16 protein-coding genes are annotated in these 17,516 nt (G+C 42.4%); 12 read left to right on the top strand and 4 right to left on the bottom strand.

Annotated elements, in window-relative coordinates:
* Window positions 1-22: 22 nt before the first annotated feature.
* The 12 genes from EPD59_RS07600 (at window position 23) to EPD59_RS07545 (ending at window position 14,453) form a co-directional block, all read left to right on the top strand.
* Window positions 23-2,359 carry a GumC family protein gene (locus tag EPD59_RS07600; protein ID WP_133272259.1) on the top strand — a complete coding sequence of 779 codons (2,337 nt, stop codon included), beginning with the start codon at window positions 23-25 and terminating at the stop codon, window positions 2,357-2,359.
* A 60-nt stretch (window positions 2,360-2,419) separates the two neighbouring features.
* Entirely contained in the window at window positions 2,420-3,424 is a 1,005-nt protein-coding gene (locus tag EPD59_RS07595; protein WP_133272258.1) for a glycosyltransferase family 2 protein, read from the top strand.
* A 22-nt stretch (window positions 3,425-3,446) separates the two neighbouring features.
* The gene (locus EPD59_RS07590) at window positions 3,447-4,205 is read left to right on the top strand and encodes a hypothetical protein (protein WP_133272257.1); all 759 of its coding nucleotides are present in this window, start codon (window positions 3,447-3,449) and stop codon (window positions 4,203-4,205) included.
* A gap of 8 nt (window positions 4,206-4,213) precedes the next feature.
* Window positions 4,214-4,984: a polysaccharide biosynthesis protein gene (locus EPD59_RS07585; protein ID WP_133272256.1), complete on the top strand. Its 771-nt coding sequence runs from the start codon at window positions 4,214-4,216 to the stop codon at window positions 4,982-4,984.
* A gap of 27 nt (window positions 4,985-5,011) precedes the next feature.
* Complete coding sequence (locus EPD59_RS07580; RefSeq protein WP_133272255.1) at window positions 5,012-6,166, top strand: glycosyltransferase family 4 protein; 1,155 nt, start codon at window positions 5,012-5,014, stop codon at window positions 6,164-6,166.
* 76 nt (window positions 6,167-6,242) lie between these two features.
* Window positions 6,243-7,913: a hypothetical protein gene (locus tag EPD59_RS07575; protein WP_133272254.1), complete on the top strand. Its 1,671-nt coding sequence runs from the start codon at window positions 6,243-6,245 to the stop codon at window positions 7,911-7,913.
* Window positions 7,914-7,953: 40 nt separating this feature from the next.
* The gene (locus EPD59_RS07570) at window positions 7,954-8,997 is read left to right on the top strand and encodes a CgeB family protein (RefSeq protein ID WP_133272253.1); all 1,044 of its coding nucleotides are present in this window, start codon (window positions 7,954-7,956) and stop codon (window positions 8,995-8,997) included.
* A gap of 34 nt (window positions 8,998-9,031) precedes the next feature.
* Window positions 9,032-10,204 carry a glycosyltransferase gene (locus EPD59_RS07565; RefSeq protein ID WP_133272252.1) on the top strand — a complete coding sequence of 391 codons (1,173 nt, stop codon included), beginning with the start codon at window positions 9,032-9,034 and terminating at the stop codon, window positions 10,202-10,204.
* Window positions 10,205-10,811: 607 nt separating this feature from the next.
* Window positions 10,812-11,381, top strand: a complete 570-nt coding sequence (locus tag EPD59_RS22340; RefSeq protein ID WP_240731660.1) for a glycosyltransferase — start codon at window positions 10,812-10,814, stop codon at window positions 11,379-11,381.
* A 449-nt stretch (window positions 11,382-11,830) separates the two neighbouring features.
* Window positions 11,831-12,379: a WcaF family extracellular polysaccharide biosynthesis acetyltransferase gene (locus EPD59_RS07555; RefSeq protein WP_133272251.1), complete on the top strand. Its 549-nt coding sequence runs from the start codon at window positions 11,831-11,833 to the stop codon at window positions 12,377-12,379.
* 165 nt (window positions 12,380-12,544) lie between these two features.
* Window positions 12,545-13,411, top strand: a complete 867-nt coding sequence (locus EPD59_RS07550) for a hypothetical protein (RefSeq protein WP_133272250.1) — start codon at window positions 12,545-12,547, stop codon at window positions 13,409-13,411.
* A 13-nt stretch (window positions 13,412-13,424) separates the two neighbouring features.
* On the top strand, window positions 13,425-14,453 hold the full coding sequence (locus EPD59_RS07545) for a WcaI family glycosyltransferase (protein ID WP_205703494.1): 1,029 nt from the start codon (window positions 13,425-13,427) through the stop codon (window positions 14,451-14,453).
* Window positions 14,454-14,711: 258 nt separating this feature from the next.
* Here EPD59_RS07545 and EPD59_RS24050 read toward each other — a convergent pair whose 3' ends face one another.
* The 4 genes from EPD59_RS24050 to EPD59_RS07525 are packed head-to-tail and all read right to left on the bottom strand — an operon-like array spanning window position 14,712 to window position 17,357.
* The gene (locus EPD59_RS24050) at window positions 14,712-14,843 is read right to left on the bottom strand and encodes a hypothetical protein (protein ID WP_165963516.1); all 132 of its coding nucleotides are present in this window, start codon (window positions 14,841-14,843) and stop codon (window positions 14,712-14,714) included.
* Window positions 14,844-14,851: 8 nt separating this feature from the next.
* Window positions 14,852-16,051: a hypothetical protein gene (locus tag EPD59_RS07535; RefSeq protein WP_133272249.1), complete on the bottom strand. Its 1,200-nt coding sequence runs from the start codon at window positions 16,049-16,051 to the stop codon at window positions 14,852-14,854.
* Window positions 16,024-16,335, bottom strand: a complete 312-nt coding sequence (locus EPD59_RS24045; RefSeq protein WP_133272248.1) for a NosD domain-containing protein — start codon at window positions 16,333-16,335, stop codon at window positions 16,024-16,026. The genes EPD59_RS07535 and EPD59_RS24045 overlap by 28 nt, the downstream gene beginning before the upstream one ends.
* Window positions 16,266-17,357, bottom strand: a complete 1,092-nt coding sequence (locus EPD59_RS07525) for a glycosyl hydrolase family 28-related protein (protein WP_165963514.1) — start codon at window positions 17,355-17,357, stop codon at window positions 16,266-16,268. Before EPD59_RS07525 ends, EPD59_RS24045 begins: the two co-directional genes overlap by 70 nt.
* Between the last annotated feature and the right edge of the window lie 159 nt (window positions 17,358-17,516).

Genomic DNA, 17,516 nt, shown 5'->3' with positions numbered 1-17,516 from the left:
CTAAAATTAAAAATTTGTTATTATGAAATTCAATGAGATGTACGATAATAAAACGCATTTAGATGGGGCTGAAGAAGCAAATTATCGCCTATTGCTTTCTCAATATTTGAAATACTGGCCATTGTTTTTACTTGGAATAGTTTTGAGTTTAGCGGGAGCATTCCTATATATAAATCGCTCCGAGGCGCAATATGTTATAAACGGAACTTTGTTAATTAAGGACGGAAGAAATGTAAGTCGGTACTCAGAAAACGGATTGGTAAGTGAGTTAGGTATGATGACCAACACTACAAACGTTGATAACGAAATTATAGCTTTAAAGTCCCATAGCTTAGTGCAGCGTGTTTTAGCTGAACTATCATTAACAACTAGTTATTATATAAAGGGGTGGGCAAGAGAGCAAGAAATATATAAGAAATCTGTGCCTTTCGAAGTAATTATAGAAAATTTGGCTCCGGAAGGATATGAAAAGTCTATCACAATTACAACCAAGAACAATAACACTTTTTTACTAGAAGAGAACGGAAAAGGATCTGTTTACAAGTTTGGTGAACTAATAAAAAAGCCGTACGCTACTTTTACGGTAGTAGCGTCGTCAGCGCGATTGCCATTAACATATAATAAACCTATCATCGTAAAATTCCATGACCTTACTACATTAGCTTATGAATATGTAGATAAGCTTCGGGTAAATCCAGTAAATAAGTTATCAACAGTAGTTACGATAAGTTTGACGGATGCTGTCCCCAATAAAGGACAGGACATTATAAATAAATTAATGGAAGTTTATAATAAAGAGGCTACTGAAGACAAGAATTTAATAGCTTCTAATACTATAAAGTTCATTGATGAGCGATTAAAAGGCTTGCGGATTGAGTTATCAACTGTTGAAAAAGGAGTTGAGGAATTTAAGCGCAAGAATGAGGTAGCCGATGTCAGCTCACAAATTCACCAATCACTACAAGATGCCAGTGGGTATAATAAAGAGCTATCAGAAGCACGAATTCAACTCGAGGTATTAGAATCCATTGAAAACTATATAACAAAAGGAAACAACGTTCAGAATCAATTAATTCCTAGCGCTCTTAGTGTCGCAGACCCAACGCTTGCGGGGTTAATCGTTAAGTTTAATGAGCTACAGTTGGACCGTGAACGGCTATTGCGAACAGCATCTCCAACGAATCCATTTGTGCTAAACATGAATGAACAATTAGCTTACTTAAGAAATAACATCCTAAATAATCTAAAATCAACTAAGAACAGCTTAATTATTACAAGCAGGAGTTTATCCGCTAAATCCAATCAGTTTTCGTCTAGGATTCAAAAGGTGCCCACTATTGAACGTGAACTTATGGGGATAAATAGGCAACAGGAAATTAAGAACTCGTTGTACTTGTACCTCTTGCAAAAGAGAGAAGAAGCTGGATTGACTTTAGCAGCAACTGTTTCTAATTCAAAAATTGTGGATCCCGCGATTTGGTACACCAAGCCCGTTAGCCCAAAGAAATCAGCTATTTACTTGATAGCTCTTCTCCTTGGCTTAGGCATACCGTTAGCCATTATATTTGTAAAGCATCATTTCAATAATAAAATCCAGTTAATAAAGGATGTTGAACAAGCTACCTCTGTTCCCATTTTAGGGGAGCTTATGCATAATAAATCTAGTAATGGAATTGTGGTTGCTAAAGATAGTCGCAGCCCCCTATCAGAAATGTTCAGACTTATTCGGACGAATTTACAATTTACTAGTAATATAAATAAGTCTAGTCGTGTACTATTAGTAACGTCTAGTATGAGTGGCGAAGGCAAAACTTTCTTTTGCGTTAATTTTGCATCAAGCTTATTACTAATTGGAAAAAAGGTAGTTATAATAAATATGGATTTACGAAAGCAAACCTTGAATTCCGAGTCGGTGAATGGCCTGACTGATTATCTAATGCATATCGATGTATTTGTTGATGACATCGTCACGCCTTCAAAGACCATCCCAGACTTGTATATTATTAATTCAGGGCCACTTCCATCTAATCCCGCAGAGCTAATGATGAGCCCTAAAATCGAGCAGTTATTGCGCGTGTTAAGGGAAAATTTTGACTTCATTATTATTGATACGGCCCCAGTAGGTCAGGTGGCGGATGCCTTTGCTTTAGCGCACAATGTTGATGCTACCATCTATATAGCAAGGTATAACTATACTCTTAAATCTCAGATTAGCTTAATGAATAAAATGTGTGAGAATAAAAGATTAACTAATTGCATGCTTGTACTAAATGATGCTGCGGATAATCATCTACCAAAATATGGTTACGGGTATGGCTACAAACAAAGTAAATCTGCAAAAAAGTCCTTGCTATCGTGATTCAAATGTGCTTTACGACTTGTTGATATTTATTTTCTACCTGAAATGAGCTGTTAATCCATGAAAGTTTCGGTTTGTATTCCTACCTATAACCAAAGCGCATATTTAGAGCAAGCCATTCAGAGCGCTGCAAAACAATCTCATACTCCCTTGGAGATAATTGTTGCAGATGATTGTAGCACCGATGATACGTCTGCGCTTTTAGCCAAGCTTGCGGCTGAAATCCCTTTCTTAAAGGTTATTCGACAATGCCAGAATGTAGGAATAATGGGTAATACGGACGCCTGTCTTCGCCAAGCATCAGGAGATTTTATCGTTCGACTTGATTCTGATGACTATTTATCACCTGATTATATAGAAAAATTAGGGCAGCAACTACTTAAGTTTCCCAAAGCTGGCTATGCTCACGCTGCTGTTCAGGAGATTGATCATGCTGGGGCATTTTTACAACATAGAAAATTATTTAGGAAGTCAGGCCCTCAAGCAAGTAATGAGGCTTTACGGTCTATGCTGAAAGGCTACCGAGTAGCAGCCAACATCATCATGTTTAAACAGGAGGCACTGGCTACCGTGAATTATGTATCAGGAAGACCGACCCAAGTAGAAGATTATAGTTTAGCATCGGCTATCTGTGCCGCTGGTTACGATAACGTTTACCTAGATGAAACCCTAGCTTTTTACCGAGTTTGGGAAACGACTGGACATGCAAGACGCAAACGCAAGCTCACGGAAATCACAGGTCTTCAACGAGTATTTGAAGAGGTCCTAGAGCCAGCTTACCGTCAACGGGGGTGGGAAATAAAAGACGTATTGGCTAGCAAAACCCAGCTCGCGTGCAAACATGCGAATTGCTTGGCTTGGGACATTTACGACGAAACAGAGAAAAAAGAGTTGCTTGCCGCCCTACAAAAATTATCATCTACTTCCCGCGCACAACTAATTTATTGGCTGTATTTAAATGGATTAGGAAAACCAATAAATATAGTGTCAAACGTAGAAGCAACCTGCAAATCATATTTGAAGGGTTCACGGGCTCTCTGGCCTTTGGTGCGCTATACTAAATAGAATAGCTTGTTTTTTCTCCTTTATGTCAACCGTAAAAAGGTTTCTTTCGGCAAGTGCAGCATCTTGGGCACGTGTGGGCGTTACAGTAGTGGCGCAGATTGCATTAGTTCCCCTCTATCTTACGCATTGGGACGTCGAACTCTACGGAATATGGCTGGCTACTCAAGCCCTAGCTAGCTTACTCTTTACCCTTGATCTGGGACACCAAGAGTTTTTAGGCTATGAGTTCATGCGCATTGGGAAACACAACTGTTTAAAGTTGAGCCGCTACCTTTGGTCGGGTATCGTTTTCAGTATTGGAATTAATTTGTTTCAACTTTTATTAATCAGTTTTTTTTTAATTACTGGCGTTATATCAGATTTACTCGGTAGTTCAAATATCCTTGCTCCGGGAATCATACGTACGGTTGGCATTATTTTAATTGCACAAGGAATTGCTTGGCTTATTGGAACAAGCATTTCAGGCTTGTTATTTAGAGTCCTCGCCCCGTTCGGCTATTATCCAAGGATGGCTTGGTGGAATTTTATTGACGCTATTATATCCGCCCTAACGCCCCTAGTTGCAGTGTCGCTGGGCGCTGACCTGCTCACTACTGGTGTTGTCACCGCTGCTGTCACGGTCATTTTCAGTATCCCGAAATACTGCGATTTGGTACGCTTGATGCGCAAAGAAAATATTCCGTTTAGCTATCCCTCCTGGCACGTAGGCCATGTTAATTTCTTACTTTCCCTTGCCGTCTTTGGAAAAATATCTCTTGAGAATATTCGTCAGCAAGGGTAAGGATAGTAATGGCGCCGCTGGTGGGGGTGGGTGGCTTAGCGGCTTTTTCTACCATGCGTACGGGATCTAACATTGCTTTACAGGGCCTCAATACCATTACAAATCCATTGATTCCGGATTTAATGCGTTTTCTCCAGCAACGTGATCAAGCACGATGCGAGTCAGTTTTTGGGGCCGTTTGGATTATCGTAGTGGCTCTAATGGCGCCAGCAGTTGTAGTACTCCAAGCAGTTATTGAACCGTTGTACGTAGTCTGGACTAGGGGACATATTGCCTTTAACCCTTGGCTGTTTGCACTACTGTCTTTAAGTGTGCTTGTTTTCGCCGTCGTGCAGCCGGCCACGACCATCGTAGTAGGGAATAATTTACTTAAGCCCCAATTACTGCTCTCGACCTTGGCCGCGCTAAGCGTGGTAGGGGGGATTTACCTATTCGTACCCCGAATTGGTATTGTAGGTGCTGGTGTTGCCTTATTAGGTGCAGAAATGATCACATCGGCAGGCTACAAGACAGTGGCTCAACGGTGGATGCATCAACACGGCATGAAATGGCCTAATTCTTCCTTTTTGGTAGCAGTTACTTCCATTAGTATTGCGGCCGTGGCGATGGTGCTCATGATCGTATTTCCCCTAGCAAAATGGCCAATCGTAGCCATTTCCCTCCTGCTTTTTAGTGTAAATACTTGGCGTTACTGGCAAGTCTTGCCTGCAATCGCTGTACAGCACATTCTACGACTAGCCAGTAAGTTTCTATGGAGAAGGGCAACATTACCGGTATGATAAAACAAGCAACTAATCTGGTCTCGTATGAGTGTTACTCAGATCTCACTTGGGCGGTTTCATCATTTCCATTTAGCACGACAAATGGAACGCAATGGCCTGTTGACCTGCATCTGGACAGGGTATCCCTTACTAAAATTAGGAGATGAGGAAGGAATTCCCACGGGCAAAATTCGGACGTTCCCTTGGTTGCACACTCCTTATATGGCGCGGGGACGCTTTGGATTAGCCAAATGGCCATGGCTCAACAGAGAATGGTCATGGTTGGCGCAAGATACCTTGGACCGTTATGTAGCGGCTCAACTGAAGCAGGCAACTACATTAATCGCTCTGTCAGGATCTGGTTTGCACTCAGGAGCAGTAGCCCAACGACAAGGTGGCTATCATATATGTGATCGTGGTTCGTCTCATATACGATTTCAAGACCGCATCTTACGGGAAGAGTACGCCCGCTTTGGCGTACCATTTCCGGGCATTGACCCGCGCATCATAGCCAAAGAGGAAGCGGAATACCAACAAGCGGATTTTATAACGGTACCGTCGGAGTTCGTTAAAAAATCATTTATCGAAATGGGGGTACCGGTAAGGAAACTTGTAAAAATGGTTTATGGGGCCCGATTAGATCGCTTTAAACCAGTTGGAGAGCCGCCAAAGGATCGATTCCGAGTGCTGTGGGTAGGAAGTGTCAGTTTACGGAAAGGGTTCCTAGATTTGCTTGAGGCATTTGCATCGCTTAAATCCCATAACAAAGAATTGCTTGTCGTCGGGTCAGTAGACCCAGAAATGAAAAGCTTGTTAAAAAGCCGACGAAAGGTAGAGGGGGTATGTTTTCGCGGTACCGTGTCGAATCAAGAATTGCCCATGCTTTACAGCACGGCACATGTCTTTGTCCTTCCTAGTATTGAAGAAGGGTTGAGCATGGTGCAAGGTGAAGCACTAGCATGCGGATGTCCCGTTATTGCGTCGACGAATACTGGTGCCGAAGACTTGTTTAGCGATAAAGTAGAAGGATACATAGTGCCCATTCGCGCGCCAGAAAAGCTTAGGGAACGACTTGAGCAATTGCTAGAGGATAATCAGTTAAGACTAGAAATGTCGGAGGCTGCCAAACTAAGGGTAAAGGCCTTGGGAGGATGGGACAGTTATGGCAACTCATTTACCCAGTTAATAAAATCACTTTAAAAATCTGGGCTTTTCATAGTATATTTTTCATAATATATTATTTATTAAAAACGCAATTTTTAAGCCCCTAAATTTGATGGAAACGCAACCCCCTTATATCGATTGGAACCTTAGGACTGCCTTATATAGGCAGGAAGCGCAATCTCTTCCTACCTTTATTCGCTGGTCTTGGATCATACTTAGCATCGCTTCTTTATTCCAAATTGTTTTATTTAGCAGTTTAGAAAATATCATCGCCACCGGAGCTGTAATTCTTGCGTGGTTACTGCTTTGCCACGCTGTACTCAGCTATAAAAATATAAATACCTACCCTTTATCTATTTTTATTTTAATAGGGTATGTATCGACTCAATTTTATTTTCCTCTACTCTTTACTCTGTTAGAAGGCAAACCGCTCATTTTCAATTTAGAACTTCCATTATTAGTCTTTTTTCATTCATTTGTTGCATTGCTTATATTAATACTGTCACACGTATTATATCGGGGTTTAATGAACCAGTTTAGTGCGAGAAAGGTGTCAACTCTGGAAAAATACAAATTTTTTACTCCTCCTAATGAACTGCAATTGTGGCTTATGGGAATTATTGGATTGGCTGCTACCTTTTATGTTTACTTGTATGCCTTAACAGCAACTAAGACAGTTGGAACTGCAACAGATAAGTTTATAGAAGCTTTGGTTCCGTTCTCATACGCTCCCTATTTTATTCCATTCACTAAATTATTTGGCGAAGTAAAACCATTATCAACAAGATCTGTGCTGCTATTAATCGCTTACACTATTGCCATTTTTGCTATAAGTATTGCGCGCAATAGTCGGGGCACTTTTATGATTGGATTTGCTTCATTAGCATTTGCCTATGCATTGGGACTTTTACTAGGATATTATAAGGCTCGTTTTTTTACACTACGGTATCTGTTCATTGGCTTAACTTCTTTCTGGCTTTTTACCGGACCAGTAGCTGATATCGGTACGGCAATGGTTCTGGTACGACAACAACGCAATGACATCTCCTATTCCGAGCTTGTGAGTTTAACGTTAGAAACGTTCCACGACAAAGAATCTATCCGGTTATATAGAATGGCGGAAAGTTCTGAAAAACAGGATTGGGATGAGCACTATTTAGATAATATATTTATAGCTAGGTTTTCTAACTTAAAATACAATGATACTAGTTTATTACTATCTTCAAAAATAAGTGAATACGATATGGATGTGTTTGATTTCACAATTAATCATTTTTTGGCCAATTTACCTTCGCCCATATTAAACTTGATAGAAGTTAATTTCGATAAAAGATCAGTTAATCAAGTATCATTTGGGGATTATCTTTTTTCTAAAGTTTATGCAAAACCTCAAGCACTAGGCAGTTTTTTTACAGGTCACTTTGCCGGCACCGGTATGGCTGCATTTGGCTGGTGGTATTTAGCAATATTAGGAGTAGGCATGATTCCGGTTTATTTCTTATATGATAAGTTAACTATTCAATCTCGTGTTCTACACCTACCGACCACAGCATTTCACCCCAAATTGCGCTTTAGTTTTTGCGGATTGTTATTCCTAACTCCCATTTTTCAGTTCTTTCCAGCAGAAAGTGTAGAAAAGATTGGTGCGTTTTTGCTCCGTGGCTGGCTGCAAATGATTATTTTATATTTCGTATTATATCATCTGACTTATTTTCTGGATAAGGGCTTAACAGTACTTACTCCTTCCCGACGGGTTAAGCGCCAAAGTCAGCCCATTTATTAAGGATATCTCCATAATTTACTGAATAGAATAAGAGCAAGTGATGGCAAATATTCTTTATTTAGGTTGTGATGTGCATGGTTCTACGTCCCTCCACCGGGCGCAAGCGCTTGCCCGGCTAGGACATACTATTTCGCATCATAATCCCGCGGCAGCGGCTACTGGAGTCATGGGATCCCCATGGCTCGACCCTATTCATTACCGGACGGGCTACCGGATCTTGCAATCACCTATACGTTCCTGGCTAAGTAAAATTATTGATTCAATACCAAAGCCTGATCTGGTTTGGGTGGATAGCGGTGAATTCTTTGGACCTACGGCCATTGCCTGTTTAAAAGGGCTAGCATGCCCCATCTTACTCTACAATGTTGATGACCCTACGGGCCCAAGAGATGGTCGAAGATTCGACTCGTTGCTAAAAGCGTTGCCGCTGTACGACTTAGTAGTGGTAGTACGCAAAGAAACGGAAGCAGAATGCCTTAGCTTAGGAGCGAAACAGGTGATGCGTGTAATAAGAAGCTATGATGAGGTTGCGCATCAACCTTTTCTGAACCCAACAGATATTCCAACCAAGTTTCGCTCCGAAGTGATTTTTATCGGCACTTGGATGCGCTATGAGAAACGGGATGAGTTCCTGCTTCAACTCCTAGAACAAGGTATTCCCCTTAGTATTTGGGGTAGCCGTTGGCAAAAATCACCGTATTGGGCCAAGTTGCAAATAGCCTACCGTGGGGGCTCCTTGAGCGGTCGCGATTATGTTGCTGCCATTCAGGGATCCAAAATATGTCTCGGCTTGCTCTCAAAAGGAAATCGTGATCTCCATACCCAACGATCCTTAGAAGTACCGTTTGCCGCCGGCTTATTATGTGCGGAACGCACAGCAGAGCATCTGGAAATGTATCAGGAAGGGAAAGAAGCAGTTTTTTGGTCTGATGCTAAGGAGTGCGCAAGTATTTGCCAAAGGCTACTCTTGAATGACTCGCTACGGGAGAATATCCGGGTAGCGGGCCAAAAACGAGTCCTAGCCTTACAAGTTGGAAATGAAAGTATTTGCCGCAAAATTCTGACCCATTGGCATATTGGCTAACCTTATTATTGCTCCTACTTAATATGACTATACTATGCAGCTTGTTTTTTTTACCCATCCCGATTTTATAAAGTCTCAAAGCATGCCCCGTTTCGCCCGGATGCTTGCAGAGGGGATGCGAGAACGCGGGCATAAGGTAGAAATTTGGTCCTCCCCTCCCAGGCTTTGCCGCTTATCAGGCCCAAGCACTTTGAAAAAATGGTTGGGCTATATAGATCAGTACATCCTATTTCCCAGTCAAATACAACGACGAATAAAGTTATGCTCTCCTCATACGCTCTTTGTCTTTACTGATCAAGCGCTAGGTCCATGGGTTCCCTTAGTTCATGACCGCCCCCATATTATTCATTGTCACGATTTTTTAGCGCAGCAATCGGCAAAAGGTCAAATTCAGGAAAATCCAACGAGCTGGACTGGCCGACTATATCAATCGTTTATTCAGTGGGGTTATTCAAAAGGGAAATATTTTATCTCGGTCTCGGAAAAAACGCAACATGATCTGCATCACTTTCTTCCGGAATTACCCCTGTACTCAACCGTAGTGTATAATGGTCTGAACTGGAACTACACTCCACTCGAACCCCGTAAAGCACGACACCTAGTAGGGGCAGCAATGGGCTTAAATCTCGCTTCCGGTTACCTACTTCATGTAGGAGGCAACTTGTTTTATAAAAATCGCATAGGCGTTATTGAACTCTATAATGCTTGGCGTTTACAAGGGGGAGCAGCCCTACCACTCTTATTAATAGGTGAACAACCATCCCCCCAGCTATTACAAGCCCAAATCCAGTCGCCATATAAAAAAAGCATCTATTTTATAAGCAGCGTTCCGGATGAATTAGTGCAGCTAGCTTACACAGGAGCCTTGGTTCTTCTTTTTCCGTCGCTAGCGGAGGGCTTTGGATGGCCCATTGCTGAAGCTATGGCTTCAGGCTGTCCAGTCATTACAACCGGTGAAGCGCCCATGACGGAGGTAGGAGGAACTGTGGCATTTTACCTGCCGCGCCGGCCGGCGACAGACAATGCCACGACTTGGGCGCAGGATGGGGCGACGCTTATCGAGCAGGTCGTTACGCTCCCTCCACGCGAACGGGCCCAGGTTGTGGCCGCAGGATTAACCAACGCGGGTAGATTTGAGACCAATAAGGCATTGAACCGCATAGAAGAAATTTATCAGAGTATTCTTCCTACGTTTCCAAGCGAATGAGGCTGCTTCACATTGTTGCCAGTATGGATCCCCAACAGGGAGGGGTTGCCCAAGCGGTCCGCACCATAATTGCGGGGTTAACCCCCTTCGGAGACCTTAGTGAAGTTGTAAGCCTAGATGCTCCCGCCGTTCCAGAACTTCAGGCCGAGTCATTTCACCTTCATTCGCTCGGGCCCGGACGAGGGCCCTGGCGGTACAGTCCCACCCTGCTTCCTTGGCTGCTGGATAACTTACCGCGATTTGATGCCGTAATTGTGCACGGCCTATGGCTTTATCATAGCTACGCCGTACACAAGGCCGTGCGCTTATTGCATAGGCAAAGCTCTGCCGCAGGGCTTAAAAAAAAGAACGTACCTAATCTGTTTATTATGCCGCATGGCATGCTAGACCCCTACTTCCAGCGAGCTTCTGGTCGCAGGCTGAAAGCATGGCGGAATTGGGCATACTGGCACCTGATCGAAGCGGGAGTGGTGAACGAGAGCACCGGCCTGCTTTTCACCTGTGAAACGGAGCAACTACTGGCCCACGAGCCATTTACCCCCTATCACCCCCAACGAGAAATGGTAGTTGGGCTAGGTGTGGAAGCCCCCCCCCGTTTACGCCTCGGATGCGGGAAGCATTTTTGGCCACCTGCCCTGCGCTGGGCAATCGTTCCTATCTGCTGTTTCTGAGCCGGATAGACGAAAAAAAAGGCGTTGATTTGTTGATTAATGGTTACAAAATGCTCTTTCGGCAGTTGGCTGAAGATGGGGTATGTATTACTCGCGCAGCTGGTCTTGGTAAGGCGCCGACTTCTCTGCCTGCCGCCCGTAAGCAGATGCCAACACTCGTTATTGCCGGTCCGGGGCTGGACTCACGCTACGGCCAAGGCCTGCGTCAGGCAGCTGCCGAACTACCCGCATCTGTCGTTTTCTTTCCAGGAATGCTTACTGGTGACGCTAAGTGGGGGGCTTTCTACGGCTGTGAGTCCTTTGTGTTGCCTAGTCATCAAGAAAACTTTGGGATTGCAGTGGTGGAGGCGTTAGCATGTAGCAAGCCGGTTCTTATCACTAATAAAGTAAATATCTGGCGCGAGGTTATAGCGAACGGGTGCGGGTTAGTGGCGGATGACACCTTAAAGGGTACACAAGAATTATTGGAACGCTGGATAGATTTACCCCCGCTCAGAAAAAACTAATGGAACAGCGAGCACGGGAATCATACCAACATAATTTCGATATTGCTGCAGCTGCGCAAACATTGTCAGAAGCGTTGAAAAGCACGAATCAATAATCTGTTTTAATAAAATATTATGGGCGAAAAATAAAAGTAAGACCTGTATCAAAGAGATAACCCTACCTTAAAAGTAAGCAAAGTTGCTTAGCTTACTTTTATTTTTTTGATTAAGCTGATATTAAAAGAATTTAAGCGCGCTTTGAAGATACGAGTTATAACAGTCGAATAACTGGAGGGTCTTACCGAAGGAATTATCATTGGATGGTAAATCCGCTACTAGGTTTCGTTTGGTGGGGAAGATGCAATCATTACATGCATAATTTTTAGTTCATGATATTGCCCAGCTCCCTGAAGTGAACATTAGAGCTGTTTTTTTACTAAACGTCACCTTAATAATTTTCTCGTTGCTCAATGCAAACTGATCTGTCTAAATTTGATGTTGGTGATTACAAAGCGGGCTCTAAAGGAAAAGTAATTGCTTGGTATTTCATTAATTATTACATTTTTGACTCTGCATTTCCTTGGCCCTATAAATTCAAAGTAATGTTATTGCGCTTCTTTGGGGCTCAAATAGGAGAAGGAATCGTGATTAAAACTAAAGTAAGAATTAAATATCCTTGGTTGTTAACCCTCGGAAGAAATTGTTGGATAGGAGAATCGGTATGGATAGACAACCTGGATACTGTTTCCATAGGAAATAACGTAAGTATATCACAGGGGGCTATGTTGCTTACAGGCAACCATGATTATAGACTGAGTAACTTTCCTTATCGCTTGGGCAAAATACAATTAGAAGATGGCGTGTGGATTGGAGCTCGGTCGGTTGTTTGCCCAGGGGTTATTTGTAAATCTCATTCGATCTTAACCGTGCAATCGGTGGCTACAAAGAATATGGAGGCCTGGTCCATTTATTCGGGCAATCCGGCAGCATTCGTCAGAGCTCGTACTATGCACATTTAAAACAATACAAAATTAGTGCGCGAACATTTTAGATATTAATTTTTTCCAGTGATGAACACAGCCGTTAAAAGTTGTTTTCGGCATAGTTCAAGTTTGTGTATGCGAAGAATATCAAGCAAAAACTTAATTTATGGAATAATCATCTTCATTGTACTTTTATTCACTATGGAAATAGTATTGCGTAGCTATTTTGGATTTGGCAATGCTATCTTATTTAGAGAAGATGCTCATATGGAGTATATTCCTATTCCGCAAACAAAACAAAGATTTGGTCATAACAATCTATATAACTCTTTCTCTCAAAGGAACCGAGAATTGTTACCCACTGACTCAACTGTTATCCTTGGATTCGGCGATTCTATCTTGAATGGGGGCGCCTTGACCGAGCAAGATAGCTTGGCCACAACTATGCTTTCTAGCTACCTGTCCAAAAAATATAAGAAGGAGATATTATTTACCAACATTAGCGCGGGCTCGTGGGGCCCAGACAACTGCTATGCTTATTTAAAAAAATACGGCAACTTTAAGGCTAAAGGCATTTTGTTAGTAGTAAGTTCTCACGATGCTTACGATAATATGACTTTTGAGAAAATAGTCGGTATTCATCCTAACTACCCTAATACCCAATATGGTTCAGCAATCTGTGAGGTTCTAGATCGCTACCTATACCATCCTTACCTCAAGCAATTTTTTTCTAATGAAGAGTGGACTAAAAGTACCAGAACCGATCAACTATTAATAAATAAATATAAACGAGGCGCAAATTTTAATACCGGATTCAGTGCATTTAAAGCCTACTGTGATAGCGCTAAAATACCGTTAACAATCTATTTACATGCTGACATCAACGAACTTAATTTCCGGCGCTACAACGCACAGGGACAACTGATAATTGATTTTTGCGAAAGTAACAAAATAAAGTTAGTTGAAGAATTAGATTACAATATGCAACCCCATGATTACAGGGACAATATTCATCTTTCCCATAGCGGACAACGAAGAATGTTCAACATTTTAAAGACCTACTACTAAAGTATTAAACGCGATGATAACTAGCAAAAAACATCTGTTATTGATAGGCTATAATTTCTATCCTGAGCCTACAGGAATTGGTAAGTACAACGGGGAAATGATTGCTTGGCTTGCTAAAAAAGGATATACCTGTACCGTCATTACTACCTATCCGTATTATCCTTACTGGAAGGTTCAAGAACCCTATTTTAAAAATCGCTTTTCTTTTACAACCGAAGTTATAGCCTATCCATCTGGAGGCAAAATCACTATTTGTCGCTGCCCAATTTATGTACCGGCTAAACCTTCGGGCATCAAAAGAATTATTTTAGATTTATCTTTCTTATTTACTGCATTAATTAAGCTAATTCACTTGCTTTGCAAACACAAATTCGAATATGTGATTACTATCGCGCCCGCTTTTGAACTCGGTTTTTTAGGAATATTATGTAAGTTTTTACAAAAATCTACCTTTATTTATCACATACAAGATATGCAAATCGAAGCCGCTCGTGATCTACACATGATTAAATCCGCCTTCTTAATCAAGGTACTATTTAAAATTGAAAGATTCATTTTCGATAAATCGGATTTCATCACTACTATATCCGAAGCTATGGCAATCAAAATACATGAAAAATCAGAGAAAAAAGTTCACTTTTTCCCAAATTGGGCCGACACCAGTCTTTTTTTTCCTATACAAGACAAGTGCAAACTGAAAACCTTATTTGGCTTTAGTAACGCCGAAAGAATTGTTTTATACTCAGGTGCAATTGGGGAAAAGCAAGGATTAGAAAACATTTTGTATGTTGCAAACCAATTCCGAGAAAACCACACTAATATTAAATTTATTATCTGTGGATCCGGCCCCTATAAAGATCACTTGATACGGTTAGCGCAAGAGCTGAATCTTACTAACATTCAATTTTTTCCGGTGCAGCCACTTGAAAAGTTCAACTATTTTCTCAACCTAGCTGATGTTCATTTAGTTATTCAAAAATGCAGCACGTGTGATTTAGTAATGCCATCTAAACTCACTACAATACTAGCTATTGGGGATTAGCTTTAGTAACGGCTAATGGAGACTCTGGCCTTAGCTCTTTAATTAAGAAACACAATATAGCTTTGGTTGTTGAACCAGAAAATCAAGTAGCGTTAAACAAGGGTTTAATGGATGCCCTAAATGAGCCTAATGATAATATTAGAATAAATGCTCGCTCTTACGCGGATCGATACTTAGAAATTGACACGATCATGAAATCTTTTCAAGCCCTAGCATTATAACCTATACATTATATTTGGGTCTATATTATTTTCTTTTTTAATTTTTAATGAAATAGTGCCGTGTTTGATCGCCTACTCGGGTTTTAATCAATAAAATATATACCCCGGCTGGTAATCTCCTTACATTTAGTACGCTCTCTTTGGTAGACGTATAAGTAATTTGTATCAATGCCCCTGCTACCGAATAAATTTCAAGTTGCGCCGGGGGGCAGATAAACCCACGTACAGATTATTGTCGGTTGGATTGGGATAGATATTTACCTTAGGGGCATTCTTCGTCAGAAAGTAAATTGATCGCGCGTAGCTATGCTGGATTGAACCATCTGTATTAAATTGTTCTAGTCGATAGTAAATAGAACCCTGAGAGGTTGTACCAATACCTATATCCTGGTAATCATAGGTTGTTTTGACTGATGTTATGCTGTCACGCACATTTATTCGACCGACTGCAGTAAAGTGAATCCCTTCGAGGCTGCGCTGCACCGTAAAGTACTTTACATTCGTTTTAGAAGCTATTTCCCAGTGTAGAAATGCATTTGCGCTATCACCTTCAACGGCAAAGTGCATTTGTTGGACGGAGGGCGGGGAAATGATGGGAATACTAAAAGTAGCCGGTAAGCTCCTATTGCTTTGATCATCAATAGAGCAATAGGCAAAGCTCACAGTGCCAGTATAGTTTAGGCTAGGGTAAAAGCTTACAAAAGCGGCTTGATCACTCGAGACAACGGTATCTTTTGCTACTGGAGTCTCATTAATATAAAGTATCCCACTCGTGACGGACGGCAATTTGCTAATTGTGAATGCCGTAATTTCTCCCCTATGAGTAGAGCCAGTAAGGGGCAGCAGACGGGTGAGGCCCGCACTGCTCAGAATAGGCAGATTTGTTTTAGGATCTGCTAGCGGGAGTTGACCTGTAGTCCCGTCCGCACAGGTAGTGGTCTGGACTGAGGCATGATTCAGCCCCTGCAGTGTCTTATCCTTGATGCCATGGGCTGTATTGACCAAACGGGTATTACAAACAACCGCGTTGTACGTACCCGAATTAAGGTAGACGGCGTTCTCACAGTTGGTGGCACTGTTGTTTTGAATGATACTGCCGAGAATGGCGGGAATACCTTCATCCACATAATTGTGCTCCAGCTTATGGAATTCCAAGTAATTCAGGTAGCCATTGGGAAAATTATCGTCTACTCGTGCTATTACATTAGGAATATGCGCCGTAATCGAGTTATTCCGCATCTCTACGCCCAGGGCTAAGGTGCCAAAAGGCTTGTGTTGAATATGCTGGGTTGGATGAACGCCAATAAAAACCCCCATTTCACCATTGAGGTCGGAAACCGAGTTCTTTACTATCTGGATATTCCAGGTAGGATACATCCCAATGGTAGTTTGCCAGTTTGGTGTTTCTCGTTGAAAGGGGCAATATCAATGGAACCATTATTAATCAGGGTATTACCTACTATGGCAATGTCGTGGTTAGCGTTTTGCGACAACATAATCCCGCGCTGGTTACCTTCCATTACATTTCCTTGCACCAGCCAATTTTCTGCCCCCCAAGTCCAGATAGCATAGCGGGACGTATGATCAGGTATCACTTCCCAATTACTTTCCAAGGTGAGGGTGGTTGCGGTCCGGTTCGTAATCTGCCGCCATTGGCCCATCCCTTTGCCATGCACAATGCCGACCCCAACCCGAGGTTGTACCAAATTCCCCAAGCTTTGGTATTGTCAGTAAGGGTATTGCTGGTCGCACTGGAAACGGTGCCAACGGACTCATCAGGCGCATAATTAGCACCTTGTTCTGATAAAATGGTTTCCCCGTCATTCGTGTTCTGCGGGCGTCCATTAATCACGTGAAATGTATTGTTCAGAATAGCCACATTACGGGCAAAATTCCAGGTGGTGACGTGCGTGATCACTCGAGCATTACGTGGCCACCGCGCACTACCATCCCGGTAAGTTTTATTATTCTCAAACACAATGTTTTGCGCCCCCCCCCTTTCTCGGGTATGGCCGAAGTGCAGTCCATCGTTTGCATATACCATTTTATTATCTGCATACACCACATTCTGGCTACCATCCATACGCAAGGGACCTCGATAACCTGTTGTTGCTGTTACTCCCTGGGTGAAGTCACAGTTGACGATACATACCTTATTAGCATCGGCGATATCTAGCCACCTGCCTTGGTTCAGCTTCCAGCACACTCGCTGCATAAAGAATTCCTCGACCCCAGAAGCACTCAAGTTGGAAGCCCAATGGCCACCATCGGATATATTCTCAATAGTTAAATCGGCCAACCCTGTGGTTTTTACGCCCGGATTTAGGCGTACTCCAACACCACTTTCCCCAGGGTAGCCATAGCGGAGAACCGTTTTATCAATTCCTTCCCCTGCTAGTATCACTCGGTCTCCTAACTCCAATCCTCCCCAACCACTATGGAGTAACTTATAGATTCCCTCTGGGAAGAAAATAATCCCTCCGCCCGCTTTTTTAGCCATACTTATGGCGGTTTGGATAGCTGGCTTGTCATTCGTTATTCCGTCTCCTACGGCCTTTACTGCGAGACGAGAATCAGTTTTTACATTATAGATGTTTTGAGTAAAGTTGTATTTATGGCCCCAGCCAACAGGAAGGTCATAGGTATTAGTGTTTCTTTCAATAACAGTAAGCGGCTGCTCCACTTTAGTTTCTCCTAATAAGCCCCCAGCCCGTTTGTTATATAAACATCGTAAGTCCGGCCAGCGAGTAAACTTGGAGGGATGTGAACGCGGATTTTGTATTCCTCGGATTCACTTTCCTCAATGGTTGCGTCCGTTGAAGCGCCTGAATCATGCTGCACG

The sequence above is a fragment of the Hymenobacter radiodurans genome (assembly GCF_004355185.1).
GTDB lineage: Bacteria > Bacteroidota > Bacteroidia > Cytophagales > Hymenobacteraceae > Hymenobacter > Hymenobacter radiodurans.
The sequence above is the reverse complement of the archived record's forward strand: the minus strand, read 5'-3'. Positions and strand labels throughout refer to the sequence as shown.